The sequence below is a fragment of the Pedobacter roseus genome, from assembly GCF_014395225.1.
Taxonomy (GTDB): Bacteria; Bacteroidota; Bacteroidia; order Sphingobacteriales; family Sphingobacteriaceae; genus Pedobacter; species Pedobacter roseus.
The window spans coordinates 3,077,808-3,103,587 of the sequence record NZ_CP060723.1; the positions used below are offsets into that span (position 1 = coordinate 3,077,808).

Annotated in this window: 20 protein-coding genes; 13 read left to right on the forward strand and 7 right to left on the reverse strand. The window is 38.0% G+C overall.

Translation table 11 applies throughout. The annotated features are described in order from the left end of the window. The first annotated feature begins 30 nt into the window (after positions 1-30). Positions 31-474: a hypothetical protein gene (locus tag H9L23_RS12695; protein WP_187595299.1), complete on the forward strand. Its 444-nt coding sequence runs from the start codon at positions 31-33 to the stop codon at positions 472-474. Between the two features lie 359 nt (positions 475-833). Here H9L23_RS12695 and H9L23_RS12700 read toward each other — a convergent pair whose 3' ends face one another. The 4 genes from H9L23_RS12700 to mnmE form a co-directional block, all read right to left on the reverse strand. Further along, complete coding sequence (locus tag H9L23_RS12700; RefSeq protein WP_187595300.1) at positions 834-2,060, reverse strand: site-specific integrase; 1,227 nt, start codon at positions 2,058-2,060, stop codon at positions 834-836. After that, positions 2,057-2,500 carry a hypothetical protein gene (locus H9L23_RS12705; RefSeq protein WP_187595301.1) on the reverse strand — a complete coding sequence of 148 codons (444 nt, stop codon included), beginning with the start codon at positions 2,498-2,500 and terminating at the stop codon, positions 2,057-2,059. The genes H9L23_RS12700 and H9L23_RS12705 overlap by 4 nt, the downstream gene beginning before the upstream one ends. Before the next feature lie 11 nt (positions 2,501-2,511). After that, a complete protein-coding gene (locus H9L23_RS12710; RefSeq protein ID WP_187595302.1) occupies positions 2,512-2,892 on the reverse strand; it encodes a helix-turn-helix domain-containing protein in 381 nt (126 codons plus the stop codon). Between the two features lie 250 nt (positions 2,893-3,142). After that, complete coding sequence (mnmE, locus tag H9L23_RS12715) at positions 3,143-4,504, reverse strand: tRNA uridine-5-carboxymethylaminomethyl(34) synthesis GTPase MnmE (protein WP_187595303.1); 1,362 nt, start codon at positions 4,502-4,504, stop codon at positions 3,143-3,145. Positions 4,505-4,803: 299 nt separating this feature from the next. Here mnmE and H9L23_RS12720 point away from each other — a divergent pair, with 299 nt between their 5' ends. Further along, positions 4,804-5,928 carry an AI-2E family transporter gene (locus H9L23_RS12720; protein WP_187595304.1) on the forward strand — a complete coding sequence of 375 codons (1,125 nt, stop codon included), beginning with the start codon at positions 4,804-4,806 and terminating at the stop codon, positions 5,926-5,928. Between the two features lie 149 nt (positions 5,929-6,077). Here the strand turns inward: H9L23_RS12720 and H9L23_RS12725 are convergent, their stop codons facing one another. After that, on the reverse strand, positions 6,078-9,560 hold the full coding sequence (locus H9L23_RS12725; RefSeq protein WP_187595305.1) for a gliding motility-associated C-terminal domain-containing protein: 3,483 nt from the start codon (positions 9,558-9,560) through the stop codon (positions 6,078-6,080). 418 nt (positions 9,561-9,978) lie between these two features. Next, positions 9,979-11,751, reverse strand: a complete 1,773-nt coding sequence (argS, locus tag H9L23_RS12730) for an arginine--tRNA ligase (protein WP_187595306.1) — start codon at positions 11,749-11,751, stop codon at positions 9,979-9,981. A gap of 382 nt (positions 11,752-12,133) precedes the next feature. Here argS and H9L23_RS12735 point away from each other — a divergent pair, with 382 nt between their 5' ends. The 6 genes from H9L23_RS12735 (at position 12,134) to H9L23_RS12760 (ending at position 18,810) form a co-directional block, all read left to right on the forward strand. Beyond that, a complete protein-coding gene (locus tag H9L23_RS12735) occupies positions 12,134-13,585 on the forward strand; it encodes an arginine deiminase family protein (RefSeq protein WP_187595307.1) in 1,452 nt (483 codons plus the stop codon). Between the two features lie 118 nt (positions 13,586-13,703). Beyond that, positions 13,704-14,636: a citrulline utilization hydrolase CtlX gene (gene ctlX / locus H9L23_RS12740; RefSeq protein WP_246474937.1), complete on the forward strand. Its 933-nt coding sequence runs from the start codon at positions 13,704-13,706 to the stop codon at positions 14,634-14,636. A 93-nt stretch (positions 14,637-14,729) separates the two neighbouring features. After that, positions 14,730-15,044 (forward strand): hypothetical protein, encoded by a 315-nt coding sequence (locus H9L23_RS12745; RefSeq protein ID WP_187595308.1) that lies wholly within the window; start codon positions 14,730-14,732, stop codon positions 15,042-15,044. A gap of 998 nt (positions 15,045-16,042) precedes the next feature. Continuing rightward, complete coding sequence (locus H9L23_RS12750) at positions 16,043-17,431, forward strand: arginine decarboxylase (protein WP_025146786.1); 1,389 nt, start codon at positions 16,043-16,045, stop codon at positions 17,429-17,431. Positions 17,432-17,544: 113 nt separating this feature from the next. Further along, complete coding sequence (locus tag H9L23_RS12755) at positions 17,545-17,769, forward strand: DUF433 domain-containing protein (protein WP_187595309.1); 225 nt, start codon at positions 17,545-17,547, stop codon at positions 17,767-17,769. Positions 17,770-17,913: 144 nt separating this feature from the next. Further along, a complete protein-coding gene (locus H9L23_RS12760) occupies positions 17,914-18,810 on the forward strand; it encodes a DUF72 domain-containing protein (RefSeq protein WP_187595310.1) in 897 nt (298 codons plus the stop codon). Positions 18,811-18,911: 101 nt separating this feature from the next. Here H9L23_RS12760 and H9L23_RS12765 read toward each other — a convergent pair whose 3' ends face one another. Then, positions 18,912-19,409, reverse strand: coding sequence for a DUF1579 domain-containing protein (locus tag H9L23_RS12765; protein ID WP_187595311.1), 498 nt, complete (start codon positions 19,407-19,409; stop codon positions 18,912-18,914). A gap of 95 nt (positions 19,410-19,504) precedes the next feature. Here H9L23_RS12765 and H9L23_RS12770 point away from each other — a divergent pair, with 95 nt between their 5' ends. The 5 genes from H9L23_RS12770 (at position 19,505) to rnr (ending at position 25,775) form a co-directional block, all read left to right on the forward strand. Further along, the gene (locus H9L23_RS12770; RefSeq protein WP_187595312.1) at positions 19,505-20,218 is read left to right on the forward strand and encodes a 3'-5' exonuclease; all 714 of its coding nucleotides are present in this window, start codon (positions 19,505-19,507) and stop codon (positions 20,216-20,218) included. After that, positions 20,218-20,475 carry an Imm32 family immunity protein gene (locus H9L23_RS12775; protein ID WP_025146781.1) on the forward strand — a complete coding sequence of 86 codons (258 nt, stop codon included), beginning with the start codon at positions 20,218-20,220 and terminating at the stop codon, positions 20,473-20,475. Before H9L23_RS12770 ends, H9L23_RS12775 begins: the two co-directional genes overlap by 1 nt. Then, the gene (locus H9L23_RS12780) at positions 20,475-22,178 is read left to right on the forward strand and encodes an ABC transporter ATP-binding protein (protein ID WP_187595313.1); all 1,704 of its coding nucleotides are present in this window, start codon (positions 20,475-20,477) and stop codon (positions 22,176-22,178) included. The genes H9L23_RS12775 and H9L23_RS12780 overlap by 1 nt, the downstream gene beginning before the upstream one ends. Positions 22,179-22,185: 7 nt before the next feature. After that, entirely contained in the window at positions 22,186-23,238 is a 1,053-nt protein-coding gene (locus tag H9L23_RS12785; protein ID WP_187595314.1) for a sialidase family protein, read from the forward strand. Between the two features lie 404 nt (positions 23,239-23,642). Continuing rightward, on the forward strand, positions 23,643-25,775 hold the full coding sequence (gene rnr, locus H9L23_RS12790) for a ribonuclease R (protein WP_187595315.1): 2,133 nt from the start codon (positions 23,643-23,645) through the stop codon (positions 25,773-25,775). The last annotated feature ends 5 nt before the right edge of the window (positions 25,776-25,780 follow it).

Consider the following 25,780-nt stretch of genomic DNA (forward strand, 5'->3'; position numbering starts at 1 on the left):
GTCACTTTCACCGAAATACACAATCAATATATGAAAAAGCATAAATTACTGCTTTTATCGAGGGATAATGGGAACAAGACTTACGAAAAGTGGTATGCTTTTGGGAGAAATCAAGCATTAACAATTAGTGGAAATAAGCTTTTATTTCCTTATATTTCTGATAAGCCGTACTTTGTTTTTACGGATGAAAAAGATTTACTTTTCTACAACGGGTATGCAATAATTTCCGAATCTGTAGACGATCTTTTAGTATTACAGAGGATTTTAATGTCAAGGATTTTTTGGTTCTACATCAAGCATACGAGTAAACCCTATTCTGGTAAGTTTTTTTCAATAGCAAAGAATTACATTAAGAATTTTGGTGTGTGTGTTCTCAGCCAAAAGCAAAGAGAGAAATTGCTAACTCTAGATAGCGCCGACAAAATTGATTCGTTTCTAGAAAAGATTTATGAGATTAAAATTGTTAATGACTAACGTGAAAAAAAAATCTTTAATAATTTGGGACATGGCATAAAAGATTCTGTTTTTCCTGCCGGTATATTACTAAAAAAGCCTGATGTCTTATTTGATTAAAGATTCAATTATCACACTTGATCAGGATAAACAAATTATGTACCTTTATACTGATAAGGATTTGTAGTGCTTGTATCATTAAATGAAAACATTGCAGGTAATTTTTACGTAGAAGTTCAGCCTAAATTTTATGTTATCTACTTACGCGTCATTCGTGCGTACTTGGATTCATAAAATGCAAACAACAGTATTCCAGTGGTTTAGATCAATAGTTCGATTCCCGCCCAGAATTAAACGCTAAGGCTTTATTAACAGCCTGCTTAGCTATTTGGTACCCATACTAGCTTAATATTAGAAGTCACATTTTGATTATTCCAACCATATTGAATATTGTCTGATTTTACTAAGATTTCATTTTTTAGATTTAGCCACTTATCGTCTAAAATAATTCTAATTCTATCAGATGCATCTCTTTTAAGCTTATCTACAATTTTCACATAGATCATAGTAGTTTTAATATTTTTGTGACCAAGTAGTTTTGAAAGAGTTACAATGTCAGTACCAAATAAAAGCTGCAGTGTAGCAAAGGTGTGCCTAAAGCAATGGAAAGTAATATGCTTACCAATTCCAGCCATTTTTAACCATCCAGGCAATGTCCTGTCTGCTAAATGATAAGATAGCCCTTTAAAAACTATACCTACCTCACGATTTCCCAACAGCGTAACAGCTTGGTCAGAAATCGGGTGATATTCAGCCTGCCTTGTTTTATCAATAGAAAATTGAATAAAGTATCTTCCCTTACTACCCCTTATCTCAGACCAATCCAACGTAAGGCAATCTGAAAAACGCAAGCCAGTTAATACTGAAAAAAGCGACGTGCGTTTAACTACATCTGAGTCGCAGGGAGTATCAGCTAATATTTGAAGTTCATCCTGAAATAAAAATTCCCTGTGTGTGTCTTCTGGAGTAATGCTGTCAATTATTTGACCAAGATTAACAGGTATTAATCTTTTTTTAAATGCCACCTTTAAAGTAGCTTTAAACTTAGCAAAATAACTATAAGCCGTATTAATCTTTATAGGTCTTCCCGCTCTTCCAATTGCAGGGGCTGATAAAAGATAATCAGCATACTCTTCACACAGCGTTTCATTTAATTGCGGAAATAAAATTTTCTCACCTACGAATGCCTTAAAGTAAGAAATAGCACTTTTCCAGTTGTCACTATTAGAGTTATTAGGTCTTTTGCTTCGTTCTAATTCAAAAAATTCTATAAAATTACCATTGAGCATTCTTTGGGATAAAAACCCAAACCTGAGATTCTGCACGTCTACCTGACGCAATGCTGCTTCTGTTCTAGCAAGTTCTAAGGTCTCTTTATTATGAAACCGTTCCTGAGTTGTATTGGGATTACCGTAAAGAAATATCTTTAAATAATGTTTTCTCTGCAACTTCCCTGTATCAGGATTAATTACGGGTGGATATATATCCAGGAATAAAGATTTCCTGCCCTTCCCTATTTTCTTACTTCTTAATGTTACCTTGCTCACTGTCCATCCCCCCTTTTTAATGATTTAAATACTCTATCAACGGCTATTTTTGAATAGTAATTTACAGTTCCTATTTTAACCTTTGGAACTTTCCTCCTATCAAAAAAACTATAAAGATTACTACGCTTGTCATTAAATTTTACCTCACACTGCCTGATGGTATAACAATCCTTTTTATCCAACGGTTTCAACGCAAGCTTAGTATTATACTCCTTATCTTTAGCTAAAATACTAGGATCTTTAGGTAGTATCCATTTCTTATAGAGTTGGTCACATGCACGCTGATCAAAGAAAATTTCCTTTCCAATTTTGATTTTGGGAATCCCCTTTCTTTTGAGCAAAATATATAAGGCATCTCTTGTAGTTTTGAATATATTTTTCAGCTCGTTTATTGAGTAACAGTTTTCTCTAGTCAAAATTTCATCTTCTGAATTTTTCACTTTATTAACTTTCAGGGGAGCGGCTGTAAAGTATTTGGTTGTTCAAAAATCGCCAAAAGATTAGCGCGTAATATCCTGAACTTTCTTATCCCAAGATTTGTAGCTTTTAAACGTCCACTGTGAATCATTGCATAAACAGCCTCGGGTGTACATTCTAATAAATCTGCTACATCTTTAACTTTCAAAAATTCCTTCGTTACAGATTGCTTTTTTATTTCCACTGTACGTTCTATTGTTTCAACCTTACTTGCCTTTATTTTCTCTTCTTTAACCTTCCTCTTATGATTTTTACTATTACAACTGTGACTACAAAATCTTGTTACAGTAGTTTTAGCCATAAAGAGGCTACCGCAAAATTCACATCTTCTGGGAACCGAAATATTGGTGCTCATAACTTCATTATTAACTGATAAGACTAAATAAGACAGAATAAATGTTGCTAAGCCAAATGATCTCTCCATATCTAACAAAGTGCAAGAGATTAAAACATTAAATTTTAATTTGGGGGACAACTGAGGGACAAACTTACTTAAAACATCGCAATATATCCAAATAAAAAAACCTGCAAAAAAAGTGACAAGTCACATATTTACAGGCAATTACATTATTTTATCTATTGTTATTTTTGGTTATTTGATGTCGTTACTTTCCGATACAAAATTTCGTAAAAATATTCTCTAACAAATCATCCGTAGTAACCGTCCCTGTTATCTCCCCAAGGTAATGTAAAGCCTGTTTGATATCCATGGCCAAAAAATCTGAAGTAACCGGATTATCAACATTAGCCAATACCCTTTGCAGCGCATGCTCGGTTTGTTTTAAGGCCTCTACGTGGCGGATGTTCGTTACCAGGGTTTCGCTGGTATTGATATGGTGGAGGTTTACCTGCTCCAGCAAGATTGTTTTCAATTCATCGATACCCTGTTTCTCTTTTGCAGATATAAAAACAGCGTTTAAACCCTCGAAAGTTTTGCGTTGATCAGCAGAGATCAGGTCGGCTTTATTAACCAGAATAAGGTAAGGAATAGCCAATTGTTCGAGGCCCCTCACCTGTTCTTTAATTTCTGAAAGGCTTTGATCAGCGTCGGCCATATAAATGATCAGTTTAGCCTGTTTCATTTTTTCTAAAGTACGCTCTACCCCTAAAGCTTCAACAATATCGGCCGTATCGCGGATTCCGGCGGTATCGATAAAACGGAAAACAATGCCGCCAATGGTCAGTTCATCTTCAATGGTATCGCGTGTGGTACCTGCAATGTCGGATACGATGGCACGCTCTTCGTTTAATAAAGCATTAAGTAAGGTAGATTTCCCCACATTAGGTTTACCGGCAATTACAATCGGAACACCGTTTTTGATCACATTCCCCATTTCAAAAGAGGAAATCAACCTTTGCAAAACGTAATTGATTTTGTTCACGAGGTTTTTCAACTGCTCTCGATTGGCAAACTCCACATCTTCTTCCGCAAAATCCAGTTCCAGTTCAATCATCGAAGCAAAATGAATCAATTGTTCACGCAGGCCTTTTAACTCATTGGCAAAACCACCACGCATCTGTTGCATGGCCACATCGTGCGAAGCTTTCGAATTTGAAGCGATTAAATCGGCCACAGCTTCTGCCTGACTTAAATCGAAAGCACCATTTAAAAAAGCACGTAAAGTAAATTCACCAGGTTTGGCTGCACGTGCCCCTTTGCTGATCAACAGATTAATAATTTGCTGGATGATGTAATTAGACCCATGACAGGAAATCTCGACCACGTTTTCTTTAGTGTACGATTTAGGCGCAACAAACAATCCTGCAACTACCTCATCAATAATATGATCACCATCTTTAACCAGTCCAAAATGTAAAGTATGCGTAGCCTGCTTTTCTAAATCCTTTCCGGCAAAAACGGTATTGGTGAGCGAAATCGCATCAGGACCAGACAGGCGGATTACGCCAATAGCCCCCGAACCCGAAGGAGTAGATAAAGCAATAATGGTATCTTGATCGTTATTCATGTGTTGTATTAAAGCTGCAAAAATAAGTCTAATCTGTCGGTATATCGTGTAAGGGAAGTAATTTTTTTGAAGTTGGGTTGTTGGTTCATTGCTCAATAGTTTGATAGTTGATAGCCTAGTGGTTAATTTGTAACATTCGATTCATTAACTCCGGACTACCGACTCCCTACCTTTCACGCTTAACACCAAGCGCAATACGCTAAACACGCAACATCATCTATCATACCTCTTCCGTTTTACATCGCAATAAAACTTTTTTACAACAACTGTGTTTAAATCCTAATCAGATAAACTTTTCTATGACTAACAATTTGCCCCTAACCGTTAAACGATCTATTGAATTATTGGGCCTTATGGCCATTGTAGCGGTGATGGTAATCGGTAGAGACATCATAATGCCGATGTTGATGGCTTTTTTCATCAGCATTATGTTATTGCCCGTTTACCGCTTTTTAAAAAGGAAAAAAATTCCGGAAACGTTGGCCATTATCCTTCCAATATTATTGGTTGCGCTATTTGTTGCCTTAATAGTTTGGTTCTTTTCCAATCAGATCGGTATTTTGGTAAAAGATTTTCCACAGATCAAAGCCAATGTAACACAGCACATTAACTCTTTAAGCGACTGGATCAGCAGGATAACGCATTATGATGATAAACAACAAAAAGCCTTTATCCAGGGCAAAAGCGACGACCTGATGAACATGGGCACTTCGCTTGCAGGAGGTGCCGCGGTAACGCTAAGTGGTATTTTTGTATTTATCGGCCTGTTACCGATCTACATCTACCTGATGCTTTTTTACAAAGACATTTTATTGCGCTTCATTTTTATGTGGTTTAAAACCGATGACCATCCAAAAGTAAAAGAAGCCATTTATGAAACTGAATCGATCATAAAAAGTTACCTCATTGGTTTACTGATCCAGATTACCTATATGACCATTTTATTGGGTGGGATATTAATGTTAATCGGTATTAAACATGCGCTTTTAATAGGCGTAATTTTCGCTATTTTAAACCTGATTCCTTATGTAGGGGCTTTAATAGGTAATGTAATCGGCGTATTATTAACGCTTACCTCCTCACAGGAATTATGGCCGGTAATTACGGTTTTAGGTGTGATTGCCTTTGTTCAGTTTCTGGATAACAACATCCTGATGCCAAGGATTGTAGGTTCTAAAGTAAAAATAAATGCTATGTTTGCCATCCTTGGGGTATTTATTGGCGGAAGCATTGCAGGCGTCTCCGGGATGTTCCTTGCTTTGCCAATTGTAGCTGTACTCAAAGTTATCTTCGACCGTACCGAATCATTTAAACAATGGGGTGTACTGCTGGGCGATGAACGTCCGGCCAAAAGCCCGATGACATTTGCAACTTTTAGAAAGAAGAAACCTGTTGCAACGAAATCGGGGATTGAAGGGAAATAGTCTTTAGTCTTTAGTCTTTAAATAGAAAACAAAAAGCATCGCTGGATTAAACTAGCGATGCTTTTTTTATTAATCCTTTTTACATTATATATTATACCAATTCACCAATTAAAGATGTTGCATTTATTTTTTTGCTTACCAGGTAAATATTAATATAGTAAAGTTATCGAGCCTGTAACTATTTCACACGCTTGACTTAATTTTATGATATAGTAATATACACCTACCGGAAGTCTGGAACCCTTAATCGTTCCATCAAATGGCATGTTATATCCCACAGATTCATAAACTTTGTTTCCAACTCTATTAAAAATTTGAATTTGTGCCTTGGGATAATTTTCAATACCCTTCAAATTCCAAATATCATTAATACCATCGTTGTTAGGTGAAATCGAATTTGCTACAGTTAATCCTGATAAGCCTACTGTTATTTTCACTTCCAATTTTATACTTTCGCAATCGCCGATGCGTTGAGCAATAAAGTAATTTTTATCACCTCTCACATCAACTTTAAAAATCCCGCTAACAGAAACGTCTATAGGAAATGAAGACTCCTCACTTTCATAAAGGGCATAGCTGGTGGCTTTTATCGATCCACTTGCCCGCAAAGTTGCCTCACCCGGTGAACAAAGTTGAATTGGTGTAACAGTTGGTGCTGTAATTTGGCTGGTAAGATTATCTACCACAACATTCGAAATCAATGGCGAGCAATTTAAAGCATCAGTAACTTCCAGTTTATAATTACCTTTGGGTAAATTGTATATGTCTAAATTATTGCCAACCTGAATACCAGCGCTATTAGTCCATTTATAGCTATAAGGTGCAAAGCCACCACTAATTTGCATTCCAGTAATACTTCCCAATCTTTGATTACAATTATCATCTGCAATACGAACATTGCTATTTACTAAAGCAAGTTCAGCTTGTCTTTTAATGCTGTAAGTAATCAGATATATTTCGCAACCATTATCATCTATTCCATAAACACTATAATCTCCAGCATCAACATTTTCAAGTACAGCCGTATTACCCCCAACAGTGTTACCCGATTTGTCTTCCCATCTATAACTTTTTGGCAGATGGCTTGTATTTTGCATCGTAACTATGATTTTTCCATTATTTAATCCACAAGAGGCATCGGTAATTATTTTTGTAATGCCCCTGGCATCGATCAAATTTGGCTGCGTAACTAAGGTAAGATCATAAGTTTTATTACATGACGGATTTGAAGCTGTTAACTGGTAACTTCCGGAAGGCACACCATCCAAATCCAACTGATTACCAACTACTTGACCACCAATATTTTTCCAGGTATAGGAATTAGCTCCGGTTATCAGCAAACCTTTTATACTTCCATTACTACCGGAACAATTAGGATTGAAAACTTGTTTCTGGCTATCATCAATGGTAATGGCATTGGCATCCGGAATGGTAATGACCGGTGTAATTACTGCTCCGCAACTAGATTGGTCTGAAACTTCTAAAGTGTATTTGCCGGGCGGCTGATTTACCAAATCCTTAATGCTTGCAACCTGCACATTGTTGCCGTTTTTCCATTTATAAGTCAAAGTGCCACTTCCAGTTGCTATAATTCCAGTAATGCTGCCAGAATTTGTACCACAATTAGCTGGCTTTATTGATAGGGAAAGCAGGCTAATGTTTGGTCCGGTAGTAGTAATTAAGGTAACCGGCCCATAAGTATCTGTACAACTATTATCCAATGTGGATATGCTTAAAGTATATTTTCCTGGTGTAACATTGGTTAAATTTAGTGTTGTAGCTACTTCTGTACCCAATTCATTTTTCCAACTATAAACTGTAGGTGATGAAGTATTATTTACAACCTGTAAACCGCTGATGCTGCCACCGGTACCACAAGCTGGATTTCGTGTCTGAACATTTGTGGCATTTGTTATCAATCCCTTTTTAATTTCAAACCACGGTGTTACTTCACTACAATCTCCATTGGTTGCCTTTAACCGATAAGTACCAATTGGCACATTTAAAAGATCTTTTCCCCTACCCACAACATTTCCTGTAGCATCCAGCCATTCTACGTATGAGGCACTTAAGGGCAACAGACCTGTAATAGAGCCAGTACTACCGCATGTATTAATAACTTTAACGCCCGAAACATCAACCCTGATTCGGGTAAATTCGGAAGTTATACCATTTAATGTAGCTGATGCAATTACCGATCTTAATAGTACACCACTGTATTGCCAATTTCCACTCGCGTCCGCTACTGCAGTGGCAAAATAGGTTTCAGGAGAACATGTTCCACACAAGTCGCTGTAAAAAAGTTCTATTGTTGAGTTTGGTGTAGCCGTACCAGATAAAGTGCTAGCAGTTGTACCGGTAATCTCCACCTTTGGTGGAGTTCTCATTCCATAATTATCTAAAATCATGGGATAAGAATTCGTTGTACAAAAAAAACTGTTTTTATTAATTGCAGCAGAAGTATTTGGCCACACGTTAATGGGTTTACAATACCCAATATAATTTGCATCAGCAGGGTTATCACCTCCTATTTGTACTTTATCAACGTAGTAAACAAAAATACCAGTCTGAACATTTGTTATTTTAATGAGATTTCGGCTTACGCCAATATAATTCCTCTTAATTTCCACCGGATTTTTAACTCCGCTAAGTTGAATAGCAGTTGAACCACCAACAACGTTATCTTCAATTTTAATGGTGCTCAACGTGTAAGGCGCACTGGAACCAATGTAAATACCCGCATTAGCAGCTAAATTATTAGCTACACTCAAATCTAAATTATTGCCAAGAATATTGTATTTGAAATTGATAAATGCCGGAGTAGTATATATTGGATCTGCATATTGCCCGGTGTTAATTTGATTGACATAAAAACCCTTAGCAACTACATTCTGTCCTCCTGGCGTACCATCTCCAATATTTACAATGCCATATAGATTTTGCATGTACGCATTATATGATTGCAAGGCATTTGTCCGCGGAGGTTCCGTTAAACCATCGGCTTCCACACCCAGGAAAGTAGATTTCATCGAAAAATTTTCAACATAACTGTCGTTATTAGATGACAGGCGAAAATTTGAGGCCAGATCACGATTAAAACCACAAATTACGTTACCCCTGCCCACATCACCTAACCTGATATTTTTTGATGCCGTCATCGCGACACCTATTACCCGCTCAAATATTACACCCGAAGAAAGATTAAAAACTGTGATATTCCGAATGTACAAACCATAAATACCTACATCATTCACAGTATTGATATTAAGACCAATATAGGAGTTCTGAAAGGTAAAAGCCGCTATAACTTGAATTTTAGCTGTACTGCGACCAAAAACAATTCCAGTTTGTGTCGATCCATCGATATCCAGATTTGAAGAAACATCTGGCAATTGACTTAACAAGGTTATTGTTCTTCCGCCTTCACTTTGATCTGCTAAATTAAAATGAATAAAGTCTTTATCGGTACTGCCATTAGCAGCCGCTTTGATTAATGCATCTCTTAAAGTTCCCGAACCAGCATCTGCGTTTGAAGTTACAATAAAAACCTCTGCATGAGTGTCTAAAGAAAAAAGGATAAAAATCGCAAATAAAAATGAAGCGAGAATAAATTTAAACGTTAACCTAATCATAGATAAACAAATCTACTAAGATTATCTTATTTTAATAACGCATCGTAGGCAAATCTCAAAATCGTTCCGAAAACCACGCTTAAAAAGAAAACACGCACAGGTAAGCTGTAATTAAACTTAACCTGCTTAGCGTATTTAAAAGCGGAAAGTGTAGTAACTGCCTTAGATGGGATTTTTAAATTGAGCGTTACAACTGTTTAATTTTTAACAGAAAACAAAAAGCATCGCAAGGTTTAACCTTGCGATGCTTTTTTATTTTTTACTGTCATTCTGAACGCAGTAAGAATCTTTTTGCTAAAGAGTTTGTAGATCTCTCCCCACCTGTACTGGCAGACATTCCGTTGCACTACAGTCGAGATAACGCATATTCAAGCGCCCATCCCATCTTCCATCTCACCTCTTCCGTAATCCATCTTTCTTACATCCGCTCCGGCGAAGTAATCCCTAAAATCAACATCCCTGCATGTATAATATCAGCAGTTTTCTTGCTTAAATTTAAACGGAACTGTTTCACATCACCCTCTTCGGTTTTTACGATCGGCGGTACCTCATGATAAAACTTGTTGAACAGCTTCGCCAGTTCGTATAAATAGTTGGCCAAACTTGCCGGACTATAAGCCTTAGCTGCAATCGCAATTTCTTCAGGATATTTAGCCAATTGTAAGATCATTTCCAATTCTACTTCCGATATACCCGAAAACTGCTCACTGCCAACCGCAAACTGATAATTGGTTTTACTTAACAACGATTTAATCCTCGCGTGCGTATACTGTATAAACGGACCAGTATTTCCCTGAAAATCGATACTTTCAGCAGGATTGAACAATAAACGTTTCTTCGGTTCAACCTTTAATAAAAAGTATTTCAAGGCACCTAAACCAATATTTTTATATAGTTCTTCTTTATCTTCTTCGCTAAAATCGTTGGTTTTACCCAATTCTTCTGTTTTCTCGCGGGCGGTGGTTACCATGCTTTCAATCAGTTCATCTGCATCAACAACGGTTCCCTCGCGGCTTTTCATTTTGCCATTCGGTAAATCAACCATTCCGTATGATAGATGGTATAAACCTTTTGCCCAGCTTTTGCCCAGTTTCTCCAAAATCAGGAATAACACCTTAAAATGATAATCCTGCTCATTACCAACCACATAAATCGACTCATCCATATTGAAATCGTCGTGTTTCATTTCGGCAGTACCCAAATCCTGTGTAATGTAAACCGAAGTTCCATCAGCACGTAAAACCAGTTTTTGGTCTAAACCATCAGCAGTTAAATCAATCCACACCGAACCATCTTCTTTTTTAAAGAAAACGCCTTTGGCCAAACCTTCATCAACCGTACCTTTTCCTAATAAATAGGTATTGCTTTCGTAATAGAATTTATCAAAATCTACGCCCAGGTTTTTATAAGTCACATTAAAACCCGCGTAAACCCACTCGTTCATGGTTTTCCAAAGCGAAACCACTTCCTCATCACCTTGCTCCCATTTCAAAAGCATTTGTTGTGCTTCCTTAATCAACGGTGCATTTTTCTTCGCTTCGTCTTCAGTTTGTCCTTCCGCTTTTAAAGCATCAATTTCTTTTTTGTACTCTTTATCAAAAATCACATAGTATTTTCCAACTAAATGATCGCCTTTCAAACCAGTACTTTCAGGTGTTTCGCCATTGCCCCATTTTTGCCAGGCCAACATCGATTTACAGATGTGGATACCACGATCATTAACCAGATTTACCTTTACCACATCGTAACCATAGGCTTTTAACAGCTCCGAAACCGAATAACCCAACAAGTTATTACGCACATGGCCCAGGTGAAGCGGTTTATTGGTATTTGGAGAAGAATATTCTACCATCACTTTTTTACCATTCGGTGCATATACACCAAAATCGGGTTTTAAAATTTCTTCGTTAAACTGTTTTAAGAAATAACTTTCGGCAATACTTAAGTTCAAAAAGCCTTTAACCACATTAAATTTGGTTACATCGGCTACATTGGCAACCAGGTATTCTCCAATTTCGTTTGCAGTCTGCTCAGGCGATTTCTTCGAAATTTTAGTAATCGGAAAAACAACAATCGTTGCCTGTCCTTCAAATTCCTTACGGGTATCTTGTATGTTGATTACACTTTCAGCAACTTCTTCTTTATAAAGTTCAAGAATGGCTTTCTGTGTTGCGGCAATAATAAAATTCATGTGCCAAAAATAGAGAAAAAAGTCCGAAGTCGGGAGTCCGAAGTCTGAAGATTTTTCAGCTAAAATTTCAATTTTCAGTGTTTTAAGGGGTTTGGAAAGGTACTGTAGTGCCTGTCGGTGCCGATAGTCCTTCTTTTCGCTATAGTCCCGATTGAAGGAATCGGGAGCTGCCGCTACAATAAGGTTTATTATATTTAGTTCTTTGCAATAAAAAAGTCCGGAGACCGAAGTCCGGGGTCGGAAGACAGGATGCCTGTAACATAAAACTTATTAGGCTTCAAAATTTCAGACCATCTACTTTCAAACTATATCTTCCGACTTTCGGACCACGGACTTTCAGACTCTCAAAAATTCTAATAGATTTGTAACAACTAACTTATTTATGAGCGAGCAAAACCCAAATTTTAAAGTGAGCGTAAACACCGAAATCGGCAGGTTGCGTAAATTATTAATACATAGTCCGGACAGTGGTTTGGGCAAAGTGGTACCTTCTAAAGCACAAGATTGGCTTTTTGAAGATATTGTACATTTAGATACCATCCGTAAGGGCGAATACGATTATTATATAAAACTGCTGATGTATTTTCTTGATCCTGATAAGATTAAAGGAAAACTGGACGAAATAGATTCAGAAGCGTCTGATCGTAATTTTTATAAACCCAATCACCCTGATTTCCACAATTCTAAATCTGTCATCGAGATTCAGAACCTGCTGAGCGAAATGCTCGAAAACGAATCCATCCGGAAAAAACTGGTTGCGGCCGTATGTGCCATAGAAGGTTGTACCTATAAAGTACAGTTAGAGTTAACCAATACTGATCCTAAACAATTGGCCGAGATTTTTATCTCCGGTACATTGGCCAACGATACCATGATTTTTGCGCCGATCCCCAATCTGATTTTTACCAGGGATGTGGGCATTACGATCAATAATCATGTCCTGTTAAACAAACCTGCTAAAAAAGCACGTGTACGCGAAACGCTCCTAATGCGTTATATTTTCTTCAACCATCCGCTGTTCGAAGCTTATCGCGATAACATTCTGGAAATTCCGGACGTAACCATGCACTTCTTACGTCCCGGAGACGAACCTGCGTTCAGCACCACCTTAGAAGGTGGCGATGTGATGATGGTAAGTCCAAACCACGTATTGATTGGTTGTAGTGAAAGAACCTCTGAACATGGTGCAAACGAAGCCATTAAATTGTTGTTCGATCAGGATGTGGTAGAAAAAGTTACGGTAGTAAAAATACCAAGCAAACGCGATTATATGCACCTGGACACTGTTTTTACGCAGGTGAAACGCAATACCTGGGTAATTTTAAATTCGATTGCACATTCTCCAAAATACAATCCTTATGAGCCGATTAATTTTTTAAAAGAGCCCGAAAAACTGGAAGCAACTACTGCCATTCAGTTTACAAAAGCCAATCCACAGGAGCCAAAACATTTCGAACATGTAGAAGCTTTGTTGAATGATATTAGTCAGAACGACTTAAAAAGCAGCGAACCGACCAAAATTATCTACAGTGGAAATAATCAGTTCCCTTACGATTCGCGTGAGCAATGGACAGATTCCTGCAATCTTTTGGCCATTAAAGAAGGTGTGGTTTTAGGCTACGATAGAAACGATAAAACCGTTGAAGCTTTTAAAGCTGCCGGATTTGATGTGGTTGACGTGAAAGACCTGATCCGGGATTTAGAAAGCGGCAAAATAAGCGCCGAAACGATAACCGATACACTGATTTTAATGCCTTCGGCAGAATTATCACGTGCACGCGGTGGTTTCCATTGTATGAGTTTGCCAATATTGAGGGATGATTTAGTTCAGTAGCTCATTTGCCATTGGTTCATTTGTTGTGGTGTATAGGCTTAAACGCCTAGTATAATGATCAACATGAACCAATGAGCAGCCCCCCAAATGAACTAGTGAACAAATGACCAATTAACAAATGACAAGTGAACCAATGAACCAAACGACAAACCATATCCTCATGATCCGCCCTGTTGATTTTAAATTCAACGAGCAAACGGCTGGAAATAACATGTTCCAAATTGCATCTGCAGATAGCGATGTACAAGAACAGGCCTTAAAAGAATTTGATGCTTTTGTTAATCTTTTGCGCAATAATGATGTCGATGTTACTGTAGTGAATGATACGTTAGAACCTGAAACGCCGGATTCTATTTTCCCGAACAATTGGGTTTCCTTTCACGAGGATGGCTCGGTATACCTTTATCCCATGTTTTCCGAAAATCGCAGGTTAGAGCGCCGCAATGAAATTTTGGATGGACTAAAAAACAAATTCGAGGTAAACCACATTAGTGATTTAAGCTTTTACGAGAAACAATATGCTTTTTTAGAGGGCACTGGAAGTATGGTATTAGACCGTACCAATAAAATTGCTTATGCTTGTTTAAGTGTACGCACCGATGCAGAAGTGCTGAACAATTTCTGTATGCTTACGGGATATGAGCCCGTGGCTTTTCAGGCGGTTGATGCTACAAATTTCCCAATTTACCACACCAATGTAATGATGTGCATCGGCGACCGTTTTGCGGTGATCTGTCTCGATTCAATTAAAGATTCTGAAGAAAGATTAAATGTAACCATCAGTTTAAAAGGTACAGGAAAAGAAATTATAGAGATCAGTTTAGAGCAGATGAACAAATTTGCGGGTAACATGCTGCAGGTAAGCAATGCAACCGGCGAAAGTTTATTGGTAATGTCTGAACAGGCTTATTTATCATTAGATGCTGAGCAAATTGCTGCACTTGAAAAGTATAGCCGAATTATTTATGCCCCACTTTACACCATCGAAAAAAATGGTGGTGGCAGTGCAAGGTGTATGCTCGCGGAGATACATTTGCCAGGTAAAGATTAATTCCCGCCATGGTTCGTGTCTCCACGAACCATTTTTATTTTTGCCACAGATGCACTGAAAACACGGAAAATAATATCCTAATTTTATATTTAAATGGAATCGGATTTAACAGAAACAGAATTGAAATTGGCAGATTTCATGAGTGAAATTTCAGAATATTGCTATTCTGCAGGTTGGATACGCAATTTAGAATATGCCTTATGGCATGCAGTAATAAATGGAGAAAGAAAATTTGGACAATCTTACATTACAGAGAGTGATATAGAAACACTGATTAAACTCTCAACAGATGCAAATGCATGGATTGTATATGATGATGAAAAAGAGGAAACAGCGTTGAGCTTAAAAGAATGGGCTGAAAAATTTAAAACTGACCTTGAGAGAAACGAGGAAATTATTAAAGGCTAAAAAAATTTCCTTCGCCGTGGTTCGTGTCTCCACGAACCACTTTTGTTTTTGCCACGAAAACACGGAGAACACAGAAAAGATGTATGCTGGCGGAGATACATTTGCCAGGTAAATTAGTTTTCCGTCATTGCGAGAAGGCTTTTTCAGCCGACGAAGCAATGACAACTTTTTCTTTAAAAATTATCCCACTCGCTATTAAAACGTAAATAGCAGCACTACCCTAATTTCAATAAACCTGATCGGAACGAACATCCCGAATTTTCTTCGGGATAAAGTGGAGAGCAGGGCCAACCACAACCTATAAAAAAAAGAACCTGCTTTCCAAATCACTAAAACACCCGTCCGCCAAGGTTCGTGTCTCCACGAACTATGTTTATTTTTGCCACGGAAACACGGAGAACACGGAAAATATGCCGCGAAAGGGCACTCGCTATTAAAACGTAAATAGCAGCACTACCCTAATTTCAATAAACCTGATCGGAACGAACATCCCGAATTTTCTTCGGGATAGAGTGTAGAGCAGGGCCAATAACAACCTATAAAAACAGGAACCTGCTTTCCAAATCACTAAAACACCCGTCCGCCATGGTTCGTGTCTCCACGAACTATGTTTATTTTTGCCACGGAAACACGGAGAACACGGAAAATATGCAGAGAAAGGGCACTCGCTATTAAACCTCAAATAGCAGCACTGCCCTAATTTCAATAAACCTGACCGGAACGAACATCCCGAATTTTCTTCGGGATAAAGTGGAGAGCAGGGCCAACCACAACCTATAAGAACAGAAACCTGCTTTCCAAATCATTAAGCAAAACCCAATTCCTTATCTAACTGTACTACAAAGCATTAACAAAACAATCTACCCTATTTTTTCGTAAAAACAATTTGTGCTGAAATTTTGTAGTTAGCCTAACCGTTTCTCTACAGTAAAAATATTTTTATTAAAGATTAATTCTCGATTTAAAATTACATTTTTGCAAAAATTATTTAAAAGTAAATGCAGAGTTACTCAGAATTTCTTGATCTAAGTGTTGGTTTCCCGCAAGAGGGTTTCGATGTTATAGATGATGAATTATATTTTCAGGATTTAAACCTGATGGAAATGATTGAAACATACGGTACTCCCCTACGTTTCACGTATTTACCGATGGTAAGTAAGAAGATTCAGCAGGCGAAGATTCTTTTCCAGACCGCTATTTTAAAGAACAATTACCGTGGCGATTATAAGTATTGCTACTGTACAAAAAGCTCACATTTTAAACATATTGTAGAGGAAGCTTTAAAAAACAACATCCACTTAGAAACTTCTTCGGCTTTTGATATGCCAATGGTTGATGCTTTGGAGAAAAAAGGTGTGTTAACAAAAGATACCACCATTATCTGCAACGGCTTTAAAACCTACCAGTACAAGCAATATATTATTGATATGTTGCATGATGGCTACACCAATATTATCCCGGTTTTAGATAACAAAGAGGAATTTAACCTTTTTGATGATGAGGTGGATATTGATACGCCTTGTAACCTGGGTATCCGTATCGCGGCAGAAGAGCAGCCTGATTCGCAGTTTTATACTTCGCGTTTGGGTGTACGTATGGAAGACATTATCGATTTTTACAACAATAAAATCGTGCATAATCCTAATTTCAGGGTTAAATTGTTGCATTTCTTTATCAACTCGGGTATTACCGATTCGCCATATTACTGGAACGAGTTAGAGAAATATGTAACGCTTTATTGCAAATTCAAAAAAATCAATCCTGATTTAGATACCCTGGATATTGGTGGCGGTATGCCATTTAAAGATTCATTGGTTTTCGATTTCGACTACGAATATATGGTAAACGAAATTGTGAAAAGGATTAAAGAAATTTGCGCCATTCACGAAGTAATGGAACCGGATATCATTACAGAATTTGGTAAATATACCGTAGCTGAAGCATCGGGTATCCTTTATAAGGTATTGGGACGTAAACAACAGAATGATCGCGAACGCTGGTTGATGCTGGATGGTTCTTTTATTACCAATTTACCTGATGTTTGGGCATTGAACCAAAAATACATCTTATTACCAATCAACAATTGGGATGCGGAATACGAACGTGTTAACTTAGGCGGTATTACCTGCGATGGGCAGGATTATTACAACCAGGAAGCACACATGAACAGTGTATTTATGCCAAAAACGCGTAAAGTACAGTATCTAGGTTTCTTCCATACCGGGGCTTACCAGGAGGTATTAAGTGGTTACGGTGGTATCCATCACTGTTTATTGCCTAGCCCAAAACATGTACTGATTCGCAGGAACCGTGATGAAAGCTTCAATTTTGAGGTTTTTGGGGAAGAGCAGAACAGTAAGCAAGTGCTGAAGATACTGGGTTACTAGTTTAGTTTTCAGTGGGAGCTTACAGTTTGTAAAATGTTCGAAAAATAAAATTTTATATCACATTACATAGATACCTCAGTTTTTAAACTGGGGTATTTTTTTTATATTTGAGTATGGCGCAAGAACAGATTAAATTATTTGATCGGATCACTTCTACAAATGGTTTGATGGGTGGAAGACCTACAATACGTGGGTTAAGGTTTCCAGTTTCTGATATACTTGAATTATTGGCAGCCGGTATGAATGAAGAACAAATCCTGGAGGAACATCCTGTATTAGAAAAAGAGGACATTAGGTCAGCTTTGTTATACTCCGCTCAAAAAATAAATGAGTCATAATTGACTGCGTGCAAGATAAACTTTCCACAATAAGCTAAAGCAAAGCACAAGTTTCTTATTTTTACAATATATAAATACCTCAGTTGAATAAGCTCAGGTATTTTTTTGGCTTAGCCTTTTACCTTACACTTAAAACCTTTTAAAATGCAATTCGGTAAAGTAGACGACCCTTCGATTATAGATTATACCCTTCCTGCAGATGCTCCTGAAACAGCATCAATTTTAGCAACAAATAAACCTAAACAGGATTTTAAGGCATTTGTAGGCTGTGCAAAATGGAATAAAGCCGATTTAAAAGGTTTTTATCCGAAAGGAACCAAGGATGAATTAACCTACTATTCAACCCAGTTTAATTCGATCGAACTAAATGCCACCTTTTACGGCATGCCAACCAGCGAACAGGTAATTACGTGGACGCAAAAAACACCTGCAGATTTTAAATTTTTCCCAAAGCTCACCAATACCATCAGTCACTTTAAAAGATTGATTAACGTTAAAGAACCTGTTGAGCAATATTGCGATGCCATCAGTAATTTTGAAGATAAACTGGGTATGGCTTTTCTTCAGCTTCATGATAATTTTAAACCCAAAGATTTTGAAAGGTTAAAAATCGTGATCAATGAATTTCCAAAGGTAATTCCACTGGGCGTTGAAGTGAGGAATACAGAATGGTTTACCAACCCCGCCATTGCAAACGAATTTGCCAAACTTTTCGAAGATAACGGTATAACCAACATCATTGTTGATACTTCAGGCAGAAGAGACATGCTGCACATGCGTTTAACCACTCCAACGGCTTTTATACGTTTCGTAGGTGCTAATGATGATGAAATCGACAAAAAACGCTTAGATGATTGGATCGAAAGGATTGTAAGCTGGAAAGAACAGGGTTTACAGAACCTATACTTTTTTGTGCACCAGAATGTGGAACTTTCTTCTCCATTATTTTCTGCTTATTCCACCGAAAAACTAAATAAAGCGGTTGGAACCGATTTAAAAATCCCGGTGATGGCCAATCAGGCAGCGCCAGGTTTATTTTAATTCTTTATGTACGTCATTCCCGCGCATGCGGGAATCTTAATGCATTTCACAATCATCATTAAGATTCCCAATCAAGTTGGGAATGACGATCTACATAAATTTTACTTTCTCTTATAAACCGTTTCCGTCGCTTTTGCCTCTTCCCCTTCAAGTGAAACATTGTATGCGGTTAATACAAATTCATCATCGCTAATAATTTCCAATGTCGTTCTCCAGCCCCAGAGCTGTTCACCATATTCCGGACTCCCATATTCGCCAAAAACCGAGAAACCATTTATTATAGCTTCGCCGCTCGAAAGCATTATCTGAGTGCCTGTATGGAAACTATCCATCCAACTCGTCGTAAATCTTTGATACGGAATGTCGAAACCGATAATCATTTTGCCCATAAAATTTTTTCCTTCCAAACTTCCCCGATAATCAAGAGAAATAAAGCGATCGCCTAGAATAGACGTAATTTGTGCTTCAGATGGAGATTCATCTGCCAGCACATCCTTTTCGAACCAGGTTTTGGTTGTTCCTTTCCAATTTCCAGTTAATCGTTGCAATTGTTTGTGAGCGCCATCTGCTAAAGATTGTTCAAATTTACTTATCGCCATAATCAAAGCTATAGAATATTGTTGTTATGTTAAATTATTTATCTACAGGATTATGAAATGAAAATTGTAAATTGTTTATTGAAAACTACTTATGTATGCTAAAAACGTTAGATCTCAATCAGGTAATGGTTATCGATATCGAAACTGTTCCGCAATACCCGTCATTTCAGGATGTACCCCCACATTTCCAGGAACTTTGGGAACAAAAAACACATTATCAGCGAAGTTCTGACCAAAGTCCTGAAGAATTTTACGAAAAAGCAGGCATCATGGCCGAATTCGGTAAAATTATCTGCATTAGTCTGGGAATTTTTAATGTACAGGAACAATCTTACGCCCTGCGAATCAAATCTATATTTGGTCATGATGAAAAGGAAATGCTTTTACAGTTCTCCAGTTTACTAAGCAAACAAGCACCCACTTTGGTGTTTTGTGCACACAATGGAAAAGAATTCGATTTCCCTTATCTATGTCGCCGGTTATTGGTTAATGGTATAGAAATTCCCGTTCAGCTGCAACTTTCCGGCAAAAAACCATGGGAAGTAAACCATATCGATACCATGGAACTCTGGAAATTCGGCGATTACAAACATTTCACATCATTAAACTTGCTGGCAGCTATTTTGGATATCCCAACTCCAAAAGACGACATTAACGGTTCGCAGGTACGGCAGGTTTATTATGAAGAAAAGAATCTGGAAAGGATTGTCACTTATTGCCAGAAAGATGTAATTACTACCGCACAGGTGTTATTAAAATTTAAGGGAATGGATATAATTTCAGCAGAAAACATTACCATTGTAACGTAATGAAAATTGAATTAAATATTCCAGAATACTCCAAAGAAAGAGGAATGATTTTTAGTTGGGAGGATGGATTTATCATCAAAACTGAAGTAACCGAAAATCAAATTATTATTGCAGCTAATAAAGAAGGATTGGTTTCTCTTGCAAAACACTTACTCTTTTTAGCACAGGATAAAACTCCGGTTGACCATCATTTTCATTTAGATGAATATAATAGCCTAGAAACAGGCTCAAAAGAACTCCTGATTACTAAAATCTGATGCTAAACGTTGAAAACCTAAATATCGATTTTTATAACCAGGATGAAAAAACCTGGTTTAAAGCTGTAAAACAGATCAGTTTTAACGTAAAAAAAGGAACTGTTTTAGGTATTGTAGGCGAATCTGGCTCCGGAAAATCGGTTACCTCATTTTCTATTATGCGCTTGCACGACGAAAAAGCTGCAAAAATTACGGGTGATATCGATTTTGAGAATGTTAGTCTGCTTAACCTTGATACTAATGAAATCCGCCAGATCAGGGGAAATCAGATTTCAATGATCTTTCAGGAACCCATGACTTCCCTCAACCCTGTTTTTACCTGTGGCGATCAGGTGGCAGAAGCCATTATGCTGCACAGAAAAGTGGATAAAGCCGAAGCAAAAAAACACACTATTGACCTTTTTAACGAGGTACAATTACCCCGTCCCGAAAAAATATTCGATAGTTATCCGCATCAGATTTCCGGTGGACAAAAGCAGCGGGTAATGATTGCCATGGCTTTAAGCTGCGATCCAAAATTATTGATTGCAGATGAACCCACAACTGCTTTGGATGTAACCGTTCAAAAAACCATACTTCAGTTGCTTTTAAAACTGAAAACAGAACGGAATATGGCGATGATCTTTATTTCGCACGATTTAGGTGTGGTGAACGAAATTGCCGACGAAGTTGCTGTAATGTACAAAGGCGAAATTGTAGAACAGGGTAATGCAAAATCCATTTTCGAGAATCCTCAACACCCTTATACCAAAGGTTTGCTTGCCTGTCGCCCTTCCCCTAGCCTGCAGTTAAAAAAATTACCTGTGGTGGCCGATTTCCTTACCGGCAAAATTGACGATGCCTCCGCGCATTTGCAGGCCTCAAACCAGTTAACCGCTACTGAAATTGCAGCAAGAAGGGAAAAATTATATGCACAAAAACCGCTTCTCCAGATAAAGGATCTCTGCACCTGGTATCCCATCAGCAACGGTTTATTCGGAAAAACCACTGATTATGTTAAAGCTGTTGATCAATTAAATTTTGAAGTCTTCCCTGGAGAAACATTAGGGTTGGTAGGCGAATCGGGTTGTGGTAAAACCACTTTGGGGCGCACCATTTTAAGATTAATCCAACCGACCTCTGGTCAGATTATTTTTAACGGCAACGACATTACGCACATCAGCAAAACTGATCTGCGTAAATTAAGGAAAGATATCCAGATCATTTTTCAGGATCCTTATGCTTCTTTAAATCCACGGTTAAGCATCGGTCAATCTATTTTAGAACCTTTACAGGTGCATAAACTACACCGCAACGATACCGAACGCAAACAGAAGGTACTAGAATTACTCAATAAAGTAGGTTTAAAAGAAGAACATTTTAACCGCTACCCACACGAATTTAGCGGCGGACAAAGACAGCGTGTGGTGATTGCCAGGGCCTTGGCTTTAGAACCTAAATTTATCATCTGCGACGAATCGGTTTCTGCTCTCGATGTTTCGGTACAGGCACAGGTTTTAAACCTGATCAGAGATCTGCAACAAGAATTCGGACTCACTTATATCTTCATCTCCCACGATCTTGCTGTTGTTAAACACATTTCAGACCGTATTTTAGTGATGAACAAAGGAAAAATCGAAGAAGAAGGTTTCCCCGAGCAGATATTTAATGCGCCGAAAGCAGAATACACAAGAAAATTAATCGCAGCCATTCCGGGAAATTAATCCAGCTATGTTTAAGGAAAAAATAATTTCATTTTTCATTACCGCTCTATTTTCTTTTACCTGCCTCGCTCAACAAAAAACAAAGGTTCAGATCGTTACGAGAGAAAGCATTTTCGATCAGGCACCTTATGAAGCTTGCCATGCCTCTACGCTCGTACAACTTAATGATGGTAAAGTAATGGCAGCATGGTTTGGTGGAAAACACGAAGGAAGTAATGATGTGGCCATCTGGATAGCGACAAAAGATCATGACCAATGGACTACACCAGTTAAAATCGCAACAGGCGCCACAAATACCAATCTTCCAATAGCATGCTGGAATCCGGTATTATTTAAAGCCACAAACGGAACTTTATTTTTACACTATAAAGTTGGCCCAAACCCAAGGGAATGGTGGGCAGAGTACAAAACTTCTACCAATGATGGTAAGACCTGGTCTGTGGCAAAAAAGCTTCCTTCCGGCTTTTTGGGGCCAATAAAAAACAAACCCGTTCAGCTTAAAAACGGAACGATTCTTTATCCATCAAGCACGGAGAGTCTGGATGAAAAAACATGGAAAATCCACATTGAAAAATCAGACGGCCAGGCAAAAAACTGGAAGAAAATCGAAATCAATTGTGATACTTTTGGGGTTATACAACCTTCCATTTTAACCTACCCTAAAGGAAAACTGCAATTATTATGCAGAAGCAGGCAAAATGTAATTGTAGAAAGCTGGTCGGAAGATAATGGCGAAACCTGGTCTAAATTAAAAGCAACAATCTTACCCAACCCAAATTCGGGCAGCGACGCTGTTACTTTAACCGATGGAAGGCAATTACTAATCTATAATCCCTTAACCTCAGGCAAAAACTGGTGGGAAGGCCGTTCGATCCTAAAACTCGCCATTTCTTCGGATGGTGAAAACTGGCAGGACATCTACACTTTAGAAAAACACGATAAAGGTGAATACAGTTACCCGGCCATTATTCAGGATAAAAAAGGGAATATCCACTTAAGCTATACTTCTGAAAGAAAGAGGATTACTTATGCAGAGATTAGATTAGTCCGTAGTCCGTAGTCCGTAGTCCGTAGTCCGTAGTCCGTAGTCCGTAGTCCGTAGTCCGTAGTCCGTAGTCCGTAGAATGGAAAGGAATTCAGAATAAAGGTTTAAAATGAAATATTATTTATTTGGTTAATGTTTCATGGTCGATAGTCAAATAGTCATTTTACCTCAGCACCTCAGCTATTGACAATTAGCCATCAAACTATCAACAATAATCCCGACCAGTAATTCACAATAATAATTAACCGATGGCCAATGAACTAATTAACCGCTTTTGCTATCAACAATGAACCGTAACTCGTCTGCAATTTCAGCTACCAATAAACCAATGGCAAATGAGCTACTGAACTCCCCATTATCCAATTTCCATCCCCCATCTTACATATTTTCTGTATCTTCGATAAATTCAGTATTAGCGTATGGCAAAGAAAAAATCGGCAAATATAAAATTGGTTCTGAATCAATTGGTTAGTGATGTTTTTGAAAAGAACAGTAATCAGTTGCTAAATTACAAGCAGGTTTCGGCTAAATTAAATTTGAACGATCAGGAATCGAGAGAAACCATTCTTGAGATCTTAAAAGAAGGGAAAAGTGCGGGAATTTTCTTAGAACCCGAAAAAGGTAAATTTAAACTTAAAGAGCTACAAAACTTCATTATTGGTACGGTTGATATGACTGCCGATGGTTCGGCTTATATTGTTCCGGAAGATGAGTTTGAAAAAGACGTTTTTGTTGCTCCCCGAAAACTTAAAAATGCTTTACATGGCGATACCGTTAAAGCTTATGTTTTCGCAAAGAAAAGCGGTCGTAAAAACGACGGCGAAGTTGTCGAAATTATTAAAAGGGCAAAATCAGATTTTACAGGTGTAATTAAAATTTCCGATCGTTTTGCATTTGTAATTGCGGATGATAAAAAAATGATGCACGATATTTTTGTGCCATTGGCAGATACCCACGACGCAAAAAACGGTCAGCGGGTATTGGTAACCTTGTCTGATTGGCCTGAAAGCGCCAAAAATCCAATTGGTATAGTTAAACACGTATTGGGTAACCAGGGCGAGAACAATACCGAAATGAATGCGATTTTAGCGCAGTACGGTTTCCCACTGGAGTTTCCGCCACAGGTAGAACGCGAAGCAAATGCAATCCCTGAAGAAATCCCGGCAGCCGAAATTGCGAAAAGAAAAGATTTTAGAAATGTATTAACCTTCACCATAGATCCGGCAGATGCGAAAGATTTTGATGATGCCATTTCTTACCAAAAACTTCCTAACGGAAACCACGAAATCGGTGTACACATCGCCGATGTTTCGCATTATGTAATCCAGGGGACAGAATTAGACAAAGAAGCTTACAGCCGTGCTACTTCGGTTTACCTGGTAGATCGGGTGATACCGATGCTGCCCGAGCGTTTAAGTAATGGCGTTTGTTCATTACGTCCAAATGAAGATAAATTGTGTTTTGCAGCTGTTTTTGAACTTGATGAACAGGCCAATATTCAAAATGAATGGTATGGCCGTACGGTAATCCATTCTGATAGAAGGTTCAGTTATGAAGAAGCACAGGAAGTAATCGAGAATAAAGCCGGAGATTATGCCCAGGAAATCCTGAAATTAAATGAACTGGCTTATATCCTCCGCGACCGTAAATTCAAAAATGGTGCGATCAGTTTCGAAAGTACTGAAGTTAAATTCAAACTTGATGAATCAGGAAAACCGATCGGTGTTTATGTTAAAGAACGTAAAGATGCCCATAAACTGATTGAAGACTACATGCTTCTGGCCAACCGTAAAGTTGCCGAGTTTATCGCAAAGAAAACCAAAGGAAAAGATAAATTAACCTTCGTTTACCGTGTGCACGATTCGCCAAACATGGAAACGCTGAATACTTTTGCCACATTTGCTTCCCGTTTCGGTTATAAAATCAATACCAAATCGGATAAAGAAATTGCAAAATCGCTAAATAATTTAATGGCTGATGTAGAAGGCAAGAAAGAACAGAATATCTTAACGTCGCTGGCCATCAGATCAATGGCTAAGGCAATTTATTCTACCAAGAAAACCAGCCATTATGGCCTTGCTTTTGAATATTATACCCACTTTACTTCCCCTATCCGCCGTTATCCGGATGTGATGGCACACAGGCTTTTACAGACCTATTTAGATGGAGGTAAATCTGCCGATATGGAGTTTTATGAAGTGGCCTCTGTACATTCTTCGGCAATGGAAAAAAGAGCAGCAGATGCCGAGCGTGCATCTGTTAAATACAAACAGGCCGAATACCTTGAAAACAACATTGGTACCGAGTATAAAGGCATCATTTCTGGTGTTACCGAATGGGGTATGTATGTAGAGATTGAAGAGAACAAATGTGAAGGTATGATCCGTTTACGAGATATATCTGATGATTTTTATGTACTCGATGAGAAAAACTACTGCATTGTAGGCCAACGCAAAAAGAAAAAATATCAGCTCGGAGATGAAGTAATGATCAGGGTTAAAAAAGTAGATCTTTCTAAACGTCAAATCGATTTTACGCTGATTCCTGATTAAATTTT